Source organism: Myxococcus sp. AS-1-15 (genome assembly GCF_020037055.1).
Taxonomy (GTDB): domain Bacteria; phylum Myxococcota; class Myxococcia; order Myxococcales; family Myxococcaceae; genus Myxococcus; species Myxococcus fulvus.
Genome location: NZ_JAIQDF010000005.1, coordinates 281,872 through 301,036, shown reverse-complemented (window position 1 = coordinate 301,036; position 19,165 = coordinate 281,872). Strand labels below are relative to the sequence as shown.

The window sequence follows — 19,165 nt, the reverse complement described above, 5'->3', positions numbered from 1 at the left end:
CGCCATGGCCGCGACACGCGCGAATCATCGGGTGGGACGCATCCTCGCGATGGCGGAGAAGGAGGTGCTGCACATCCGCCGGGACATCCGCACCCTGTATCTGGCCCTGGCGATGCCGGTGCTGATGCTGGTGCTGTTCGGCTTCGGCATCAGCTTCGACGTGGACCACCTGGAGCTGGCGGTGGTGGACCAGGACCGCACGGACCTGTCACGCGAGCTGGTGCGCCACGTCACCGCGTCGAACGAGTTCGTCGTCACGCACGAGGGCACCTCCCCCGAGGACGCCCTGGGCGAGCTGCGCCGTGGCGCCGTGACGGGCGTGCTCCTCTTGAACAAGGGGTTCGCGGAGGACGTGAAGCGCGGCGGCGCGCAGGTGCAGTGGCTGGTGGACGGCTCGGACGGGAACACGGCGACCCAGGCGCTCGCGAAGGCGCAGGCGCTGGTGCAGATGGCGGGTCGCTCCATGGGGGGCACGGTGCTGCTCGCGGCGCCGCCGCTGGAGGCGCGCGTGCGGACGCTGTTCAACCCGGATGCGCGCTCGGCGATGTTCCTGGTGCCGGGGCTGGCCGCGTACCTGCTGGCCATCGTCGCGGTGCTCATCACCGCGCTGACGGTGGCGCGCGAGTGGGAGCGCGGCTCCATGGAGCAGCTCTTCGCGACGCCGGTGGGACGGTTGGAGATCGTCGTCGGCAAGCTGCTGCCCTACCTGGGCATCGGCCTGCTCCAGGTCCTGCTGGTGCTGACGGTGGGGGCCTGGGTGTTCGACGTGCCGGTGCGCGGCAGCCTCGTGGTCCTGGGGCTGGGCTCGGTCCTGTTCCTGGTGGGGATGCTGGGCCAGGGGCTGCTCATCTCGGTGGTGACGCGCAACCAGGTGGTGGCGACGCAGGTGGCGACGATGACGTCGGTGCTGCCGTCGATGTTGCTGTCGGGGTTCATCTTCCCCATCGAGAACCTGCCGGTGCCGCTGAAGCTCATCAGCACGTTGATTCCGGCGCGGTACTTCGTGGCGACGCTGCGCGGGGTGCTCCTGCGCGGCAATGGAATGTCGGTGCTGTGGCCTCAGCTGGTGGCCCTGGCCCTGTTCGCGCTCTTCATGCTGGTGCTGGCGACCCGCCGCTTCCAGCGGCGCCTGGATTGAAGGGAGGGACACGGACATGCATCCGCTGATGGTGCAGTACCGGGCCGTGGTGGTGAAGGAGGTGCGCCAGACGGCCAGGGACAGGCGCGTCATGGCGCTGCTGACGCTGGCACCCCTGATGCAACTCTTCCTGCTGGGCTTCGCGGTGAACTTCGACGTGCGCCATGTCCCCACGGTGGTGGTGGACCGGGACAGGACGGCGGAGAGCCGCGACTACACGCGCTCCCTGCTCGCCGGGGACACGCTGGACTTGAAGGCGGAGCTCTCCGACGAGCGCACCGCCGAGGAGGCCTTGGAGCGAGGCGAGGCCTCGGTCGCGCTCATCATCCCCCGGGACTTCCAGAGGGATGTCTTGAAGGGCCAGGGCGCGCAGGTGCAGGCGCTGGTGGATGGCTCGGACCCGACGCGCTCGTCCGTCGCGGGGAACGCCGTGGCACAGTTCGCGGTGCTGCGCGCGACCCAGCTCGCCTCGGCGCAGGCCCAGCGGCAGGGAGACCTGCTTCCTCTCGCCCCCGTGGAGCTGGTGCCACGCGTGCTCTACAACCCGGAGCTGGCCACGTCCGTGTACGTGGTGCCGGGCATCGCGGCGATGCTGCTGCTCATCGTCACCACCGTCATCATGGCCATGGGGTTGTCGCGTGAGCGTGAGACGGGGACGCTGGAGCAGCTCCAGGTGACGCCGCTGCGCCCCGGCATCCTGATGGCCGGCAAGGTGACGCCGTTCCTGCTCATCGGTCTGGTGGACGTGGGGCTGGCGCTGTGCGTGGGCGTGTGGGTCTTCGGCGTGCCGCTGCGTGGCAGCCTGACGCTCGTCACGGTGGCCACGCTCTTCTATCTGTTGTCCACGCTGGGCGTGGGGCTGCTCATCGCCACGGTGAGTCGCACGCAGCAGCAGGCGTTCGTCGGAGGCTTCCTCTTCGTGCTGCCGGCGGTGCTGCTGTCGGGGGTGATGAGCCCCGTCCGGGCGATGCCGGACTGGCTCGCGTGGGTGACGTACCTGAACCCGGTGCGCTACTACGTGGAGGTGCTGCGCGGTGTGCTGCTGCGAGAGGCGGGGCTGCCGGACTTGTGGCTGCAGCTGGTCCTGCTCGCCTTCTTCGGCATCTTGATGATGGCCGTGGCGGCGCGGCGGTTCCGGAAGACGTCCGCCTGAGGACGTGTGGGGTGGAGTCGTCAGGGGAGCGAGCGCTGCGGAGGCCCGCTCCCGTGCGCTCGCACTGAGACTGGAAAGCGCGCGGGGCGTGCGTTACAGGCGGGCACCAGCATGTCCGAGACCGCCGCCCCTGCCCTCTCCGTCTTCCGTCATCGCGATTTCCGCCTCTACCAGATCGCCCGGCTCTGCGCGGTGCTCGCGATGCAGGTCGAGTCGGTGGCCATCGGCTGGCAGGTGTACGAGGTGACCGGGAGCGCGCTGGCGCTCGGGTACACGGGGCTCTCGCAGTTCGTGCCCTTCCTGTGCTTCTGCCTGATTGGGGGACAGGTCGCGGACCGGTTCGACCGACGGAAGATCCTCGCCATCTGTCAGGGCGTGATGCTGCTGTGCAGCCTGGCGCTGCTGTCGTTCTCGCTGGGGCACATCCGGGATGTCCGCTTCGTGTATGGCGTGCTGGTGCTGTTCGGCACGGCGCGCGCGTTCTATGCGCCGGCGGGCTCGGCGCTCACGCCGCACCTGGTTCCGAAGGAGGAGCTGACGCGCGCGGTGGCGGTGAACTCCACCACGTGGCAGGTGGCCACCATCGCGGGTCCGGCGGTGGGCGGTGTGCTCTACGGGTGGGCGGGACCGACGGGCGCGTATCTGGGCTCGGCCACGCTGTGCGCGCTGACGGTGGTGTGGATCCTCTCGCTGAAGGTGCGGACGGGCCGGGCCTCCTCGGCGCCCCTGTCGTTCTCCACGCTGGTGGCGGGGCTGGGGTTCGTGCGTCGGCAGCGGCTGTTGCTGGGCAGCATCACGCTGGACCTGTTCGCGGTGCTGCTGGGGGGCGCGGTGGCGCTGCTGCCCATCTATGCGCGGGATGTGCTGCACACGGGGCCGTGGGGGCTGGGGCTCTTGCGGTGTGCTCCGGCGGCGGGCGCGGCGTTGGTGGCGGTGGTGCTGGCGATGCGGCCGCTGGGGGGACGGGCGGGCGTGAAGATGTTCGTGGCGGTGGCCATCTTCGGCGGGGCGACGCTGGTGTTCGGGATGAGCCGCTCGCTGCCGTTGTCGCTGCTCGCGCTGGCGGTGGCCGGCGCGGCGGACATGGTGAGCGTGGTGGTGCGTCACACGCTGGAGCTGATGGCCACGCCCGACGAGATGCGTGGGCGGGTGGGCGCGGTGAACATGATGTGCATCGGCGCCTCCAACGAGCTGGGTGAGTTCCGCGCGGGTTGGCTCGCGGAGCACGTGGGCGCGGTTCCCGCCGTGGTGACGGGCGCGGTAGGGACGCTGGCCATCGTGGTGCTCTGGGCCTGGGGCTTCCCCGAGCTGCGGCGCGTGGACCGGCTGGAGACGGCGACGCGAGGCACGCAGCCCGAGCCCCGGGAGGCCGAGGCTCCCGCGTCACAGGCAGGGTGAGGTCAGGCCGCGGCGCCCTCATAGCTGACGCGCAGGCCACGGTGCGTGACGGTGATGACGGGGCGGCCCATCCATCCGCAGTGCTTGCAGACGCCGCTGGGACCTGACGCCGTGACACGCACGGGCAGGTCCGATGCGCAGACAGGGCAACCCTCGGGAATCTTGAAGTCGCGCGATGCGGGGTGTGCTTCGGTCATGCATTTGAGGTAACGCAGACGTCGACCTCCGCAAGCACGCGGGCGGTGCTGGGAGCAGGCGGGCACACGAGGGGCCGTGCGCCGTGTCGCTTCAGGTGGCCTCGTCAAGGAGCCGGCGATAGGCGCTGACGATCTCCGCGTCGGTGAGGTCGTTGAGGCCCTCGGTGACTTCGAGCTCGGTGTCGATGATTCCGGGGACGCGTGTGGGGGCGAAGCCTCCCAGCCAGATGCGTGACTGCTTCGCCTGGGCGAGGGAGCGGAGCGAGAAGGCCTGGGCGTCGCCGCGGACGTAGACGCGGAACATGTTCGTCTGGATGGGACGGGGTTGCACGGTGAGCCGTGGGTCCGCAGCCAGGGCTTCGCTCAAGGCCTTGGTGCGGCGGAACAGCGCGGGCAGGCCGGCGATGGCGCCATCGAGCCGCATCGCCGCGGAGGCGACGGAGGGATAGTGGTGGTAGAGGTTGCCGCCGTGTCGGTGGCGCCACAGGCGGGCCTCGCGGATGAAGTCCTCGCTGCCCACGAGCATGGCCCCGCTCAGCGCGCCGATGTGCTTGTAGAGGGAGACATAGACGGAGTCGAAGCCTCGGCAGATGTCGGCGAGGGGGCGGTCGTAGAAGGGCTGGCACTCCCACAGGCGGGCGCCGTCCATGTGCAGCTTCACGTTCTTTTCTCGACAGGTGCTCTTGAGCTCCTGGAGTTGTTCCCAGGTCTGGAGCTGACCGCCCAGCCAGCGCACGGGGAGCTCGACGCTGACGGTGCCGAGCGGGTCCGGTGAGTGTTGTACGTCGCGGGCGAGGAGCGGGCGCGTCCAGGGCGAGAGGATGACGTCGCGCAGGTTGTGGAGGACGACGTGGCTGCTGTCCTCGTGCAGCACGTGGTGCGAGGACGGGTGGAGGCCGACGTTCCGGTTGCCGCGCGCATCCGCGTAGATGCGCAGCGCGATGAGCTGGGCCATGGTGCCGGTGGGCATGTAACAGCCGGCCGGGAAGCCGAGCAGCGTCGCGAGCTTCTTCTCGAAGGACTCGACCAGCTCGCCCTGTCCGTAGAAGTCGCTGCCGGTGCCCTGGCGGCGCATCCATTCACCGATGGCGATGAGCTCCGCGGCGGGGTCGGGAGCGATGGTGCCGGTGACGGAGCCGCGACAGGCGCGGCGGATCGCATCGACCTCTGCGCGGGTGGGCGGAGCGGTCGCGGGCTTCGAGGCCTGGGGCTTCGCGGGGGCGGCGTGTGAGACGACGGGGGCGAGCAGCGCGCTCCCCGCGAGCAGGCGGGTCAACGCGAGGAACTCACTTCGGCTGAAGCGGTGGTGGGACATCGAGCACTCCTCGGGGCACGGATGATGGTCCTCGCGCTCGAGCGTAATCCCGTGGCCCGTGTGACTTGGGCGATTCCCGCCTCTGGCACACGCAATCCCGGATGCGGACCTCCGCGCCCGAGTCACCCGTGCCCCGCCTTGATGCGCTGGAGGCTTTCGCGCGAAGGTGATGTCCACCATGGCGGAGAGCCCTCCTCGCGCGAACTCCTGGTGGACCTGGCCCCGTTCGCTCCTGCTGGCGCTCGCGCTGGGCACCCTCGTCTCCCTGCCCTCCCTTCGCGTCGGACTGCTGCTCGATGACCTGGTCCACCGTCTCGCCCTCTCCGGGCAGGTCGCCGCGCTGGGCGATTGGGGACCCCTGACGCTCTATGAGTTCGTGGGCGGCCCGCGCACCGATCCACAGCGACTCCGTGAAGCCGGGCTGCTCCCCTGGTGGACCTCGGACACGTTGTCCATTCGCTTCTTCCGCCCCATCCCGAGCGCCCTGCTCTCCGCCGATGAATGGCTCTTCGGCGACGCTCCCCTCCCCGCCCATCTGCACAGCCTCGCCTGGTTCCTCGGTCTCATCGCCGTGGTGGGCTGGCTCCATCGACGACTCCTTCCCGCCCCCGTCGCCGCGCTCGCCACCGTCCTCCACGCCATCGCCGCCGCGCACCTGTTCCCCGTCGCGTGGCTCGCCGCCCGACATCCCCTGGTCTCCGCGCTGCTGGGCCTCCTCGCCCTCGCCGCACACCTGCGCGCCCGTGAAGACAGCTGGGCTCCCGGTCGTGTCCTCGCGCCCCTCGCCCTCGCGCTCGCGTTGCTCTCGGGCGAAGCCGCGCTGAGCGCCGTCGCCCTCCTCGGCGCCTACGAGCTGTTCGGCCGTCGCGACACCCTCCACACCCGGATTCGCTGGCTCGCGCCCTACGCGGTCCTCGTCGTCGCCTATCTCGCCTTCTACGCAACCCAGGGCTACGGCGCGCGCGGCAGCGGCGGCTACCTCAACCCCATCGCCGCTCCCGGCGACTTCCTCGCCACCCTCCTCCAGCGCGTCTTCATCCTCATGGGCGAGCTCGTCGTGGCCACCCCCTCCGACGCCGCCGCGGGCACCCCCGCCTCCCACGCGGGCTTCGCGGCCTGGGGTGCCCTCACCTCGGCACTCGTCCTGCTGATGTTCCGCGCCATCCGCCCGCTCCTCTCCGAACAGGAGCAACACTCCCTCCACTGGCTCATCCCCGGAGGCATCGCCGCCACCCTCCCCGGCGCCGCCGGCATCATCGGCGGCCGGGTCCTCATGGTGCCGCTCCTCGCCGGCAGCGCCCTCATCGCGACGCTCATCCTCCGCGGCTGGACCGCCGCTCGTGAAGCCCAACGTCCCCGTCGCCATCGACTGCTGCTCTGGACGGCCGTCAGCGCCCTCGTCCTCGGCCACTGTCTCCTGGGCCCCGCGTTCCGTGTGGGACTCGGCATCTCCCTGGGCCGCCTCGCCGACGCGCAGTGGCGCATCGCCCGCGAGGCGCCTCCTTGCAAGGGGACCCTCGTCCTGGTCGTCGCCGCGGACCCGAGCATCTCGCTCTACGTCCCCGCCGCCATGGCCCTCCAGGGCCGCGCCCCCCAGCACTACCGCCTGCTCAGCGCCGCACCCCATGACCACGTGCTCGAGCGGACCTCCGCCCACGCGTTCGACCTCATCGTGCGCGGCACACCCCGCAACCTGGGGTTCTGGGAGCAGGTCAACCGCGACGTGCCTCCGCCTCCAGGCTCACGACTGACGTTGGGCGACCTCCTCGTCACCGTGAAGGAGTCCACCGACACGGGCTTCACCCGCGCGAGCTTCGACTTCGGCCGACCCCTCGAGTCCGACGCGTTCTGCTTCGTCACCTGGAGCGACACCGGCCTGCGTCGAATCGACCTGCCCGCTCCTGGCCAACATCTCGCTCTGCCTTACAGCCGGGGTCCCGCAGGGATGTGAACACTCCCCCGCGAGGGGCTGTGCATGAGCCGACGCGGGCCCGGCAGGTCGATTGCCCGAGCCAGGGCACCGGCGCGCAAATCGCGCCACTCCACCCCTGCCCCAGGCCCTCATGACGCCACTCCGCATGCTCCGCCTCGCACCGCTCCTCGCTTGCGCCCCGTTGTTCCTCTCCGCCTGCAACGACGACAGCGACGATGACTCGCTGGAGCCCGACGAGGCGCAGTTCAAGGTGATGACCCGCAACATCTACCTGGGCGGCAACATCGAGCTGCTCGCCACCGCCCAGGCCCCCCAGGACATCCCCGCCCTCGCCGCGCGCATCTACACCACGGTCCAGGCCACCGACTTCGCCGCGCGCGCCAAGCTGATCGCGGATGAAATCCAGGCCACCGACCCCGCGCTCATCGGCCTGCAGGAGGTCTCCCTCTTCCGCACCCAGAGCCCGAGCGACTTCAGCAACAACCCGCTGCCCAACGCGACCACCGTGACGTACGACTTCCTGGCCATCCTCCAGGCCGAGCTCCAGGCCCGGGGCCTGAGCTACCGCGTCGCCGCCACCATCCAGAACGCGGACGCGGAGGTCCCCGCGGCGCTCGCCGGCAACGCCACCGACCTCACCGATGTCCGCCTGACGGACCGCGACGTCATCCTCGCGCGGGGCGACGTGCAGATCGCCAACGTGGAGACCGCGAACTTCGCCTTCGCCCAGGACGTCCCCGTGGGCGGCGCGTCCATCCGCTTCACGCGCGGCTACGCCAAGCTCGACGCCACGCTGAACCGCGTCCCCTTCACCTTCGTCAACACCCACCTGGAGACGCTCCGCCCCGGCAACGAGAACCAGGCCGCGGAGCTGGCCGCCCTCGTCAACACCTACAAGCGGCCGCTCATCGTCGTCGGCGACATGAACACCGGCCCGGGCGCGGTGACCACCGGCTACGACACCCTCGTCAGCGCGAACACCGGACTGGTCGATGCCTGGACGCGCGTGGGCACTGGCGACGGCTTCACCTGCTGCTTCAGCGAGACGGTGAACGACACCACCACGGCCGCGCTCGACGAGCGCATCGACCTGGTGCTGTTCGCCGACGATGACGACGACATCGACGTGCGCTCGGCCATCATCGTCGGCAACCAGCTGGACGACCGCAACGCCGCGGGCCTCTGGCCGTCCGACCACGCGGGCGTGGTGGTGGAGTTCCGCGTCGAGCGCTGAGGGGGTGACACACGGAGGGCTGGAGGTCTCCCGGGTCCGGGAGTATTCAAGCCCCCACATGTCTCTTCGCCTCATCAAGCGCCTGTCGCGGGACTGGTTCCTCCTGGGGATGCTCGGTGCCGTGGGGCTCGCGCTCCTCTTCCCCGACTTCGGCAGGTCCGGCGGCGCGATGCACGCCGACGTCGTCACCAACGTCGGCATCTTCCTGGTCTTCTTCCTGCACGGCCTGGGCATGCCCACTTCCCAGCTCAAGGCCGGCGCCCTCCAGTGGCGGTTGCACGTGCTGGTGCAGTCGTTCACCTTCCTCGTCTTCCCCGCGCTCTGGATGGTGCTCAACCTCATGGTGGGCCGGTGGGTGTCGGACGAGGTGTCGCTCGGCTTCCTGTTCCTCTGCGCCGTGCCGTCCACCATCTCCTCTTCCGTGGCGATGACCGGCGTGGCCCGGGGCAACGTGGCGGGCGCCATCTTCGACGCGAGCCTGTCCAGCCTCCTGGGCATCGTCCTCACCCCGCTCATCGTCGGCCTGCTCGCGCAGACCACCGGGGCGCGCCTGTCCATGGGCGAGGCCATCCTCAAGCTGTCCGCGCTGCTGCTGTTGCCCCTGGCCCTGGGACAGCTGGCCCGGCCGCTCCTGGGCGCGACGTTCGCCCGCCATCGCAAGTACACCAACGGCATCGACCGGCTGTTCATCCTGGTGCTCGTCTACGCGTCCTTCTGCGACTCGGTGGCCTCCGGCATCTTCGGCCTCCACGGCGGCGCCACCCTGGCGCTGGTGCTCGGAGGGGCGGCGCTCATCCTGGTCATCGTCCTGACGCTGAGCACCCAGGCCGCGCGGCGACTGGGGTTCGACAAGGAGGATGAGATCGCCGCGGTGTTCTGCGGCTCGAAGAAGACGCTCGCCTCGGGCGTGCCCATGGCGCGGCTCCTGTTCGGCGCGCACCCGGCCCTGGGGCTCATCGTCCTGCCCCTGATGTTCTACCACCAGCTCCAGCTCCTGGTGTGCTCGGTGCTCGCGGAGCGCTACGCGGCCCGCCCACAGGGGCCCTGAATCGGCGATGCTACGCGGATGGCACCGATGCGACGTGACCCCACCGTGGCGGCGGTTCGGCACTTCAACCGCTTCTACACGCAGAAGATCGGCGTGCTGGACGAAGGCCTGCTCCACAGCGAGTTCTCGCTCACCGAGGCGCGCGTCATCTACGAGCTGTACCACCGCGAGTCCCCCACCGCGACGGAGCTCAGCCGCGAGCTGGCGCTCGACGCGGGCTACCTGAGCCGGCTGTTGCGCAACTTCAGCAACCAGGGCCTCATCGAGAAGGTCCCCTCCGCGCTCGACGCCCGCCAGCACCTGGTGCGGCTCACCGACAAGGGCGAGCAGACCTACAACCGGCTCAACAGCCGCTCCAACGACTCCATCCGCGCCCTGCTCTCCCCGCTGCGCGCCGACGAGCGCCCGCGCCTCCTGGACGCGATGCAGACCATCGAGGAACTCCTGGGCGAGCGCTCCACCCAGGCCGCCCCGCCCCACGTCGTCCTGCGCGAGCACCGCCCCGGGGACATGGGCTGGGTCGTCCAGCGCCACGGCGTCCTGTACAGCCAGGAGTACGGCTGGGACCTGCGCTTCGAGGCGCTGGTGGCCGGCATCACCTCGCGCTTCATCCAGGAGCGGGACCCGGCGCGGGAGCGCTGCTGGATCGCCGAGCTGAACGGCCGCCCCGTCGGCTCGGTGTTCCTGGTGCGCGACACCAAGACGGTGGCGAAGCTGCGCCTGCTGCTCGTGGAGCCCTCGGCCCGGGGCCACGGCGTCGGCACGAAGCTGATGGACGCCTGTCTCCAGTTCGCCCGCGAGGCCGGCTACCGCAAGGTGCGGCTGTGGACGGAGCAGCAGCTCCACTCGGCGCGCCGCATGTACGAGCGCGCGGGCTTCACGCTCGTGGGCAAGGAGCCGCACGCCATGTTCGGCGAGGGCCTGATGAGCGAGACGTGGGAGCTGAAGCTCTGAACGAGTAAGGCGGCCCCACGCGTGAGCGCGAGGCCGCCGGGAGGCCCCCGGGCGACGGTGGGAGCGCCCCGCGCGAGCGCGCCCCACCGTGCCGGAGGTCAGGGTGAGCGCCGGACTACAGCGGGCTCACGCAGGTGCAGGTGCTGGCCGCGCCGTAGCAGGCGGCGCTGCTGCCCGCGGCGACGACGGAGTAGCAGGTGTTGTGGCCGGAGAGGACCTCGCCGTCCACGTAGTTGGTGGCCGTGGTGGTGGCGACGCGCGCCTTGCCGTACTGGCAGCCGTTGATGCCGTCCGACTTCATCACCCAGTACTGGGTCGCGCCGCTGACGGCGCTCCAGCTCAGGGAGACCTGGCCCGTGGCCGGCGTCACCGTGACGGTGGGCGCCGCCGAGGGGCCGCCCGAACAGCCGCTGTTCACCGGCGCCGGGGTGGAACAGGCGATGTTGTGGCGGTTGAACGCATTGTAGATGGCCGTCATGTGCGGCGTGCCATCGTTGATGTTGCCGTTGTCGTCGTCCGCCGCCAGCCACTGCTTGTAGCCGTTGGTGGCCGCGCAGCCGTCGGACGTGCCCGCCGTGCAGTTGCAGGCGTGCCACGAGCCGATGTTGCCGCTGCCCTGGTAGAACACCTTGTTGCCGATGTTCTGCGCCGTGTTCCAGTCGTAGTTGAACGGCGCCGAGCGCAGGTCCCGCGCGATGAAGTCCCACGCGGCCTGACGCACGGGGGACGCGGCGCAGTGCACCTGACGGCTGCAGGGGCCGGTGCCGCTGGAGCAGCGCGTGCAGACGAAGTTCTGCGGGGTGGTGGGCGTGGGCGGGTTGTGGGCCGCGTAGTCGGCGTCCCGGACACCCGAGCAGTTGGTCGCGCACCAGGCCCCGCCCGTCTGCGCCTCGTTGACGTTGTAGCCCGTGCCATCGGCCGTCATGCCGCAGCCGTTGTTGAGCGTCTGGAAGAAGCCGTAGCCCACGCACGAGGCCGGAGACTGGCCGGAGGTCGGCGTGGCCGACGGGTTGAACGGCAGGCGGTACATGGACGCGATGTCGGCGTAGGCCTCGCTGGAGTTGCTCAGCGTGCCGGCCGTGTCGTTGTCATCCATGCCGTGGCCCCACTCGTGGTCGAACACGGCGGCAATCTCACCCGTGTTCCGGCAGCCACCGCCGCTGCGGTAGAAGTTCACGGTGGAGCCGTTCCAGAAGGCGTTGCAGGTGCTCTGGATGTTGACGTTGGCCGTCATGGACGCCTGCAGCCAGGTGTTGGTGGGCAGCCAGCCGCGCGCCAGCTCCTTGATGCGGTTGAGCTCGTAGAACGCGCTGCGGGTCGCCGCCGTGTTGCCGCTCGTCGGCGACGGGCAGGTCACGGTGCCGGTGCCCAGGTTGATGTTGCCCGCGCCGGACGCGCTGAGCGAGCCGCAGGTGTCGGAGAGGCGGATGTACCGGCCGTTGAGCGTGGTGGTCGTCGTGCCGGAGGTGTAGTTGTAGACGCCGTAGCCGTCCGTGTAGACGCCGGTGCCCACGTTGGCCCAGGGCATGGGGTAGTTGGGCTGGTGGGCGCCGCAGAACGAGCCGGGCGTGCACGGGTTGGGGATGCCCGTGTTGGTGAACACGTAGGCGCCGCCCGTCACGGACTGGTCGAAGTAGTGGTTGTCGTCCTCGAGCGCGAGCACGTCACCGGTGGCCGCGTCCACGGTGACCTTCCAGCGCTCGTGGCCCTCGGTGGTGGTGAAGCCGTACGTCCACACCAGCTGGTGCGTCATGCCCCGGCCGAAGCCCGCGTTGGGCACGGACACCGGCGTCACCTCCAGCGTGGGCTCCTTCCAGATGCCCTCCGGGCTCTCGTACAGGCCGAAGCGCTCGTGCGCGAGCACCGTGGCCTTCTCCGCGTCCACCAGCGGCATCGGCGACACGCCGATGTTCGCCCAGGACTCGGTGCCCAGGAGGATGAGGTTGCCGTGGCTGATGGTGGCCGCCAGCCGCCCGTACCGCACGGGGATGCCCTGGTACTGCTGCGGGATGGAGACCTGCCACAGGTCCGGGGTGATCTGATCCGCCCGGGCCTCGCCCAACTGCAGCAGGTCCACGCCCACCGCGGCGCGGTTGGCCTCCACGAACTTGAAGACGAGGTCGGCCACGACGGCCCCGTCCACCTTGTCGACCGAGCGACCCAGCTGCCGGCCCAGGCTCCCCAGGGTCAGCTTGTTGCCCACCCCGTTGCCGGGGATGAGCGGGACGGCGCCCTGGATGTTGGCGGCCGTCCCCGTCACGACGTCGATGTAGATCTCGAAGTTGTTCCCGTTGCGGGCGAAGAAGTCGTCCCAGACCTTCTTGCTGTCAGGGCCCAGCTTCGGCAGGGCCTCGGACAAGGGCACCTGCCCGCTGGCCAACGACAGCTCGGGCTTGAAGAACGCCTGGGAGGCCAGGGCGCCCTTGGGGGAGTTGTCCGTGGGATTGAAGCCCCACGCCTGGGACGTCGCCATCACTGCCATGCATACGGCGGCTTTCACGACGCTGCGCATTGCGGTGCTCCTTCACGTGAAGGACCAACGAAACGGGGACTCCATGGGGCCGGGATTGGCCCAGGGAATCCCCGGGTTGCGCATAATCCAGATTTGCACGGAGAGTGCTCTAGATTGGCACTGAAAGTGTTTCCCGCAAGACTTTGACTAGACGCGGTACGTGGCCGCCACGGTGTCCATCTGAGCGGCGACCTCCCGCAGGGAGGCGGTGATGCGCTGGGCGGCCTGAAGGCCTTGCATGGACTCCTCCATCATCCGGGACAGGTCGGTGACGGCGGTGAAGATCTGCGCCACGCCGGCGTTCTGCTGGGTGACGGCGGCGGCGATCTGCTGAGCGGCGGAGGCGTTGTCCTGGATGATGCCGGTGAGCTCGCGGAGGCTGTCGCCGCTGGCGCGCACCTGGGTGAGGCCCGTCTCCGCGCTGCCCTGGCTCTGCTCGGCCTGGGTGACGGTGGACTGGATGGAGCGGCGGATGTCCTCGAGGATCTCCCGCACGCGGCCGGTGGAGGTGATCGACTGGTCGGCGAGGCTGCGGATCTCGCGCGCCACCACGCCGAAGCCCTTGCCGTGCTCGCCCGAGCGCACGGACTCGATGGCCGCGTTGAGGGCGAGCATGTTGGACTGGTCGGCCAGGTCCTTCACCGTCTGGGTGATGCCGCCAATCTGCTGGGTGCGCTCGTTGAGCGCGGCGATGCTGCGGGCGACGACGCCCACCTGCTCGCGCAGCTCCTCGAAGCCCTGGAGGCTGGCGGAGACCGTGGCCTCGCCGGCCAGGCCCACCTCGCGGGCGCGGGCGGTGACGCCGAGCACGGCCTGGGAGCGCTCGGCGGCCATCAGCGAGGTCTGCTTGATCTCCTGAGCGGTGACCTGCGTCTCCTGGAGGGCGGCGGCCTGCTTCGTCAGCGTGCGCTCCTGCTGGGCGGCGGCGGCGGTGAGCTCGGAGACCGTCTGGCTGAGGACCTTGGTGCCCGCCTGCAGGCCGCGGGTGGACTCGCGCAGGTGCTCCATCATCAGGGCGAAGGCGGAGGCGAGCTCCCCCACCTCGTCGCGCCGGGTGGAGATGTCCACGCGCTGGGTGAGGTCGCCCTCGCGCACCACGCGGGTGACCACCTGGCTCAACCGGGAGATGGGCCCGGTGGCGCCGCGCGCGAGCAGGAAGCCGCCCACGCCGGCCACGACGAGCGCCAGCGCCGTCAGCCCCACGGCCACCCTGCCCGCCTCCGCCAGCGGCGCGTACGCGTCCTCCGGGTCCACGGTGGCCACGAAGCGCCAGCCGTCGCCCACGTCCCGCACGCTGCTGGCGTTGACCGCCTCCACGCTGACGACGTCATCGGGCCGGGCGATGTCCCGCTCGTGCGTGTCGAAGAGCGTGGTGCCCTGCGCGTCCAGCACCTCCAGCGCGAAGCTCTTCTGGCCCCGGGCGCGGGAGCGCTCCAGCGCGGGCGCCACCACCTCGCCCACCTGGCTCCACTCATAGGCGGCCAGCAGCACGCCGATGCGCGCGCCGCTGATGGGGCTGAGCACGGGCACGGCCAGCGGGAGCACGGTGCGCTCGAAGAACGGGTCCACCTTCGTGAAGCCGGTGATGTCCTGGGTGCCGTTGAGCGCGGCCTTGAACCAGGGCGCGGCGCGCACCTGGCTCTCGCGGCCCTCGTAGGCGCGCCGCAGCTTCTCCTCGCTGGCGGACACCGCGCGGCCGTCCTCGGTGAAGAGCACCAGGCCCGCGAACGAGGGGTGGCGCTTCTCCAGGGCGACGAGCACCGCGTCGCTCTTCTCGAAGGTGTCGAACAGCAGCGCGCCGCGGAGGATGGCGTCCTCGGACCAGGAGCGCGCGTTGGCCTCGCGCTCCACCAGGGCGCTCTCCACCAGGTCTCTCAGGCCCTGGGCCTCCACGCGCAGGGTGGCGTGGATCTGGTCCTGGAGGTTGTTGAAGACGAAGACGCGGCCCAACAGGTTGAAGGGCAGCAGGGCCCCGAGCGTGAGCAGGGCGACGGCCACCGTCAGTCGGGTACGAAGGGAGAGTCCGTCGAAGAGGCGCATGGGGTGGCGGCGGGACTTCAGAGGTCGAGCAGGGAGAGCGAGAGGGTGACGGCGCCGATGACGCGGCCCGCGTCGCGGACCGGCAGGGACACCTGGACCACGTAGGCCTGGGAGGACTCGTCGAAGAAGGGCTTCTCCTCGAGCATGCGTCCCTCGCGGAACGGCACCTGGAACTTCTCCTCGTCGCCCTGCCAGTAGTCGGACGTGCGGCGCGTGGCGCCCACCAGCGCGCCCAGCCGGTCCATGGCGAAGGCCTCCGCCACCACCCGGCTGCCCAGGGCCTCGCGGTGGCGCGCCAGCACCCGTGAGCAGCGCGCGTCGAGCACGCGCTGCTTGAAGGGCGTGAGCGCCGGCGTGGACAGCCAGACGTCATCCTCCGCGCGGATGGTGGCGAGCGTCAGGCCGCGCGCGTTCTGGGCCCGCACGGCTTGAACGAGCTCCGGATCCGCGGCCACGCGCTGCAACGCCGCCTGGAGCCGGCTCACCTTCGCGAGCTGCGCGGCGCCGTCCGGAGGAAGTCCTCCGAGCAGCAGGAGCGCCATGCCGAAATGCCACATCACGACCTCAACGCGTCCGCACGCTGCATCGGCGAGACAGACTTCCCCCTCTCCGCCGGCGGATGTGTCGACGATACATGAATGAGACGTCGCCGGTGAGCCCCACACCTGAACGGCCCCTCACCTTCCCTCCGCTCACCTGCCCGCCCGGAGCCATCCTGACCCAGGCTCAGCCCCGCTCATTCGTGAAACACTGAAACCCCAAGCGGACGACGAGGCTGCGCCGGGTACAACGTGACCGCGAGCCCTTCGCGTCAGCGATGTCTTCAGCGAACCGCCTGGGCGAAGTGACGTGCGAGTCTTTGCAGCAGCTCGCGGTTCTCCGGCTCCGCGGCCTCGAGCCTGGGGAGCTGGCTCACCAGCTGCGTCACGTCCTTGTGACGCAGCGCGAGGTCCTCGGCGCCCAGCTCGAACCAGCGTCCCAGCTCGCGCGCGGTCAGCTCCAGGTGGAACTGGAAGCCGTAGGAGCTGCCCAGCCGGAAGGCCTGCTGCGTGTAGCGGTCCGTGGACGCGAGCAGCGTCGCGCCGGGCACGGCCTTGAACGTGTCACCATGCCAGTGGGCCACGGTGCCGCGCGGGCGCGCGCCGGTGATGACGGCGTCCTTCAGGGCCTCCGGCGTCCAGCGCACCGGGCCCACGCCGACCTCGAAGCCGTTCTTGCCGGGGAAGACCTCCGCGCCCGCCGCGTCCGCGAGCAGCTGCGCGCCCAGGCAGATGCCCAGGCACGGGCGCTCATGGGCCAGCCGTTCCATGAGGATGGAGCTCTCGTCGCGCAGGAACGGGTGCTGGTCGGCTTCGTAGACGCCCATGGGGCCGCCCATCACCACCACCAGCTCCGCGTCCACGTCCTCGTGCCGGACGGCGCGGAAGCGGTGGACCAGCGTGAAGCCCACCTCCGTCAACGCGGGTCCCAGCAGGCCGACGCCCTCGTGCTCCTCGTGCTGATACACCACCGCGCGCATCGTCACGTCCCCTTCCGCCCCGCCTGGGGCTGCTCGGCCAGCGACGTCCTTCGCTCACGACGTGGGCTTGTCGCCCTTCAGGATGCGCAGCAGTCCCTCCTGCGCCACGGACGCGACGAGCCTTCCCTCGCGCGTGTAGACGGAGCCGCGAGACAGGCCGCGCGCGTTGCCGGACCACGGGCTGTCCATGACGTACAGGAGCCAGTCGTTCACCTTCAGGTCCCCATGGAACCAGAGGGCGTGGTCCAGGCTCGCGCCGATGACGTGGGGCTGGAAGAAGCTGGCCGCGTGCGGCAGCAGCGCGGTGCTGATGAGGTTGAAGTCGGACGCGTACGCGAGCACGTACTTGTGCACCTGCGGGTCCTCCGGGAGCGCTCCGTCCGCGCGAATCCAGACGGCCTTGCGAGGCTCCCCCGGCACCGGATGGAACGGGTCCATGTAGTCCACCGGCCGCATCTCGATGGGCTTGTCGCAGAGGATCTTCTCGCGCAGCCGCGCGGGGATGCGGTCCACCTGGCGCTTGAGCAGCTCCAGGTCCGTGGGCAGCGCCTCGGGAGGCGGCACCGCCGGCATGGGCGACTGGTGCGCGTACCCGGGCTCGTCGCCGTGGAAGGAGGCCATCATCGTGAAGATGGGCTGCCCCTTCTGGATGGCGACGATGCGCCGCGTGCTGATGCTGCCGCCGTCGCGCACCCGGTCCACCGTGTAGACGACGGGCTGGCTCGCGTCGCCGGGCCGCAGGAAGTACCCGTGCAGCGAGTGCACGTGCCGCGCGGTCTCCACCGTCTGGCTCGCCGCCGACAGGGCCTGCCCCAGCACCTGTCCGCCGAAGAGCTGACGGAAGCCCAGATCCTGGCTCTTTCCGCGAAAAAGGTTTTCCTCGATGACTTCCAGCTTGAGGAGTTCCAGCAGCTCGTCCAGGACGCGGCTCATGAGGCGTCGTCCTAGCCGACCCTGGCCACGGCTGTCGCGCCCCGTGTGCGTGACGCGTCCCGGAGAGGACGGCCGCTCGGGGAACGAAAGGAAATGAGGAGCGGGGCCGGGCGTTGAGCCAGGGAAGCCCTTCTTCCACGAGCCCGCCCTTGCGCACACCCCATCTGCTGACGACGCTGTGCCTGTTGCCCTCGCTGGCCCTCGGCGCCGAGCCCGCCGCGCCCCCGTCCGACGCGGAGCGCTGGTGGGGCCATGTCCGCCACCTCGCCGACGACGCACTGCAGGGGCGGGACACCGGCAGCGAGGGCCACCGCAAGGCCGCGGCCTACGTGGCCGAGCAACTGGCGGCGCTCGGCGTCAAGCCCGGCGCGGGTGACAGCTACCTCCAGGAGGTGCCGCTCGTCTCCCGACAGCTCGTCGAGGCGAAGTCGAGCCTGGCGTTGGTGCGTGACGGCCGCGCCAAGGCGCTGGTCATCGGTCAGGACGCCATCATCTCCCCGCGCTCGGGCGAGGCGGGCTCGGTGGAGGCGCCCATGGTCTTCGTGGGCCACGGGCTGTCCATCCCGGAGGCGGGCCACGACGACCTGGCCGGCGTGGACTTGAAGGGGAAGATCGCCGTCTATCTCCAGGGCGGCCCGGCCCACGTCTCCGGCCCGCTGCGCGCGCACCACAGCTCGCAGGCCGAGCGCACGAAGGCCCTGAAGAGGGCGGGCGCCCTCGGCACGGTGATGCTGCTCAACCCGAAGCTGGAGGAGACGCCGTGGTCGCGCACCGCCGCGTCGCGACACCAGAAGGCGATGACCTTCGAGGACCCGGCGCTGGATGAGAGCGCGGGCCTGAAAGTGGGCGTCACCGTCAACGCGGCCCACGCGCAGAAGCTGTTCGCCGGCGCGCCGCATTCGTTCCAGGACATCCTGAAGCGGGCGAACGCGAACCAGCCGATGCCGCGCTTCGAGCTGCCCGCGCGCCTGAAGGCGAGCTCCGAGCGTGTGTCCTCGCGCACGACGTCGCCCAACGTGGTGGGCCTGCTGCCGGGCAGCGACCCGGCCCTGGCCGGCGAGTACGTGGTGCTCACCGCGCACCTGGACCACGTGGGCGTGGGCCAGCCCGTGGACGGTGACAACCTCTACAACGGCGCCATGGACAACGCGACGGGCGTGGCCGCGGTGCTGGAGGTGGCGCGCGCGCTCACGGCCCGGAAGCCGGGGCGCTCCGTGCTGTTCGTGCTGGTGACGGGCGAGGAGAAGGGCCTGCTCGGCTCGCGCTACTTCGCGCTGCGCCCCACGGTGCCCGCGGACACGCTGGTCGCCAACTTCAACCTGGACATGTTCCTGCCGCTGTTCGCCTTCGAGCGCGTCGTCGCGTACGGCCAGGAGGAGTCCAACCTCGCGACGCCGCTGGCCCAGGTCGCCTCCCGGCACGGCGTGAAGCCGATGCCGGACCCGGAGCCCCACCGGCTGCTCTTCATCCGCAGCGACCAGTACTCCTTCATCCGCCAGGGCGTGCCGGCCTTGTCCTTCAAGTTCGGCTACGCGCCGGGCTCCGCCGAGGAGCGCACCTTCAAGCGCTGGTACACGCGCCACTACCACGCGCCGTCGGATGACCTGTCGCAGCCCATCCACCAGGAGGGCGCCGTGAAGTTCGTCCGCATGCTCGCGGACCTGACGCTCGCGGTGGCCAACGCCCCGGAGCGCCCGCGCTGGAACGACGACAGCTTCTTCCTGCGCTTCGCGCCGACGAAGGCGAACGCGACCCCCTCCCTGAGCAATCCATGACACCGCCCATGCGGGC

Annotated in this window: 15 protein-coding genes; 8 read left to right on the top strand and 7 right to left on the bottom strand. The window is 70.5% G+C overall.

All coding sequences use genetic code 11. The features are described 5' to 3' along the window. Window positions 1-4: 4 nt before the first annotated feature. The 3 genes from K8625_RS17000 to K8625_RS16990 all read left to right on the top strand — a co-directional run bounded on the left by K8625_RS17000 (window position 5) and on the right by K8625_RS16990 (window position 3,689). Window positions 5-1,138, top strand: coding sequence for an ABC transporter permease (locus K8625_RS17000; protein ID WP_223783296.1), 1,134 nt, complete (start codon window positions 5-7; stop codon window positions 1,136-1,138). A gap of 16 nt (window positions 1,139-1,154) precedes the next feature. Continuing rightward, window positions 1,155-2,291 carry an ABC transporter permease gene (locus K8625_RS16995; protein WP_223748590.1) on the top strand — a complete coding sequence of 379 codons (1,137 nt, stop codon included), beginning with the start codon at window positions 1,155-1,157 and terminating at the stop codon, window positions 2,289-2,291. Between the two features lie 111 nt (window positions 2,292-2,402). Further along, the gene (locus K8625_RS16990; protein ID WP_223783295.1) at window positions 2,403-3,689 is read left to right on the top strand and encodes an MFS transporter; all 1,287 of its coding nucleotides are present in this window, start codon (window positions 2,403-2,405) and stop codon (window positions 3,687-3,689) included. Window positions 3,690-3,691: 2 nt separating this feature from the next. Here the strand turns inward: K8625_RS16990 and K8625_RS16985 are convergent, their stop codons facing one another. Both K8625_RS16985 and K8625_RS16980 read right to left on the bottom strand, forming a co-directional pair. Next, on the bottom strand, window positions 3,692-3,886 hold the full coding sequence (locus K8625_RS16985) for a hypothetical protein (protein WP_046713785.1): 195 nt from the start codon (window positions 3,884-3,886) through the stop codon (window positions 3,692-3,694). A 91-nt stretch (window positions 3,887-3,977) separates the two neighbouring features. Beyond that, window positions 3,978-5,201 carry a low specificity L-threonine aldolase gene (locus tag K8625_RS16980; protein ID WP_223783294.1) on the bottom strand — a complete coding sequence of 408 codons (1,224 nt, stop codon included), beginning with the start codon at window positions 5,199-5,201 and terminating at the stop codon, window positions 3,978-3,980. Window positions 5,202-5,379: 178 nt separating this feature from the next. Here K8625_RS16980 and K8625_RS16975 point away from each other — a divergent pair, with 178 nt between their 5' ends. The 4 genes from K8625_RS16975 (at window position 5,380) to K8625_RS16960 (ending at window position 10,370) form a co-directional block, all read left to right on the top strand. Then, entirely contained in the window at window positions 5,380-7,152 is a 1,773-nt protein-coding gene (locus K8625_RS16975; RefSeq protein ID WP_223783293.1) for a hypothetical protein, read from the top strand. Window positions 7,153-7,279: 127 nt separating this feature from the next. Continuing rightward, window positions 7,280-8,368: an endonuclease/exonuclease/phosphatase family protein gene (locus K8625_RS16970; protein ID WP_223748594.1), complete on the top strand. Its 1,089-nt coding sequence runs from the start codon at window positions 7,280-7,282 to the stop codon at window positions 8,366-8,368. A gap of 58 nt (window positions 8,369-8,426) precedes the next feature. After that, the gene (locus tag K8625_RS16965; protein ID WP_223783292.1) at window positions 8,427-9,416 is read left to right on the top strand and encodes a bile acid:sodium symporter family protein; all 990 of its coding nucleotides are present in this window, start codon (window positions 8,427-8,429) and stop codon (window positions 9,414-9,416) included. A gap of 27 nt (window positions 9,417-9,443) precedes the next feature. Further along, window positions 9,444-10,370 (top strand): helix-turn-helix domain-containing GNAT family N-acetyltransferase, encoded by a 927-nt coding sequence (locus K8625_RS16960; RefSeq protein WP_223748596.1) that lies wholly within the window; start codon window positions 9,444-9,446, stop codon window positions 10,368-10,370. 115 nt (window positions 10,371-10,485) lie between these two features. Here the strand turns inward: K8625_RS16960 and K8625_RS16955 are convergent, their stop codons facing one another. From K8625_RS16955 to tesB, 5 genes are all read right to left on the bottom strand, one after another. After that, window positions 10,486-12,882: a hypothetical protein gene (locus K8625_RS16955; protein ID WP_223748597.1), complete on the bottom strand. Its 2,397-nt coding sequence runs from the start codon at window positions 12,880-12,882 to the stop codon at window positions 10,486-10,488. Window positions 12,883-13,029: 147 nt separating this feature from the next. Beyond that, on the bottom strand, window positions 13,030-14,922 hold the full coding sequence (locus tag K8625_RS16950; RefSeq protein ID WP_223783291.1) for a methyl-accepting chemotaxis protein: 1,893 nt from the start codon (window positions 14,920-14,922) through the stop codon (window positions 13,030-13,032). Between the two features lie 17 nt (window positions 14,923-14,939). Beyond that, the gene (locus K8625_RS16945) at window positions 14,940-15,479 is read right to left on the bottom strand and encodes a PDC sensor domain-containing protein (protein WP_223783375.1); all 540 of its coding nucleotides are present in this window, start codon (window positions 15,477-15,479) and stop codon (window positions 14,940-14,942) included. A gap of 266 nt (window positions 15,480-15,745) precedes the next feature. Then, the gene (locus K8625_RS16940) at window positions 15,746-16,441 is read right to left on the bottom strand and encodes a type 1 glutamine amidotransferase (protein WP_223748779.1); all 696 of its coding nucleotides are present in this window, start codon (window positions 16,439-16,441) and stop codon (window positions 15,746-15,748) included. 54 nt (window positions 16,442-16,495) lie between these two features. Further along, entirely contained in the window at window positions 16,496-17,374 is an 879-nt protein-coding gene (gene tesB / locus K8625_RS16935) for an acyl-CoA thioesterase II (protein WP_223748599.1), read from the bottom strand. A gap of 149 nt (window positions 17,375-17,523) precedes the next feature. Between tesB and K8625_RS16930 the strand changes: the two genes are divergently transcribed. Beyond that, window positions 17,524-19,149 carry a M28 family metallopeptidase gene (locus K8625_RS16930; protein WP_223783290.1) on the top strand — a complete coding sequence of 542 codons (1,626 nt, stop codon included), beginning with the start codon at window positions 17,524-17,526 and terminating at the stop codon, window positions 19,147-19,149. Window positions 19,150-19,165: the final 16 nt, after the last annotated feature.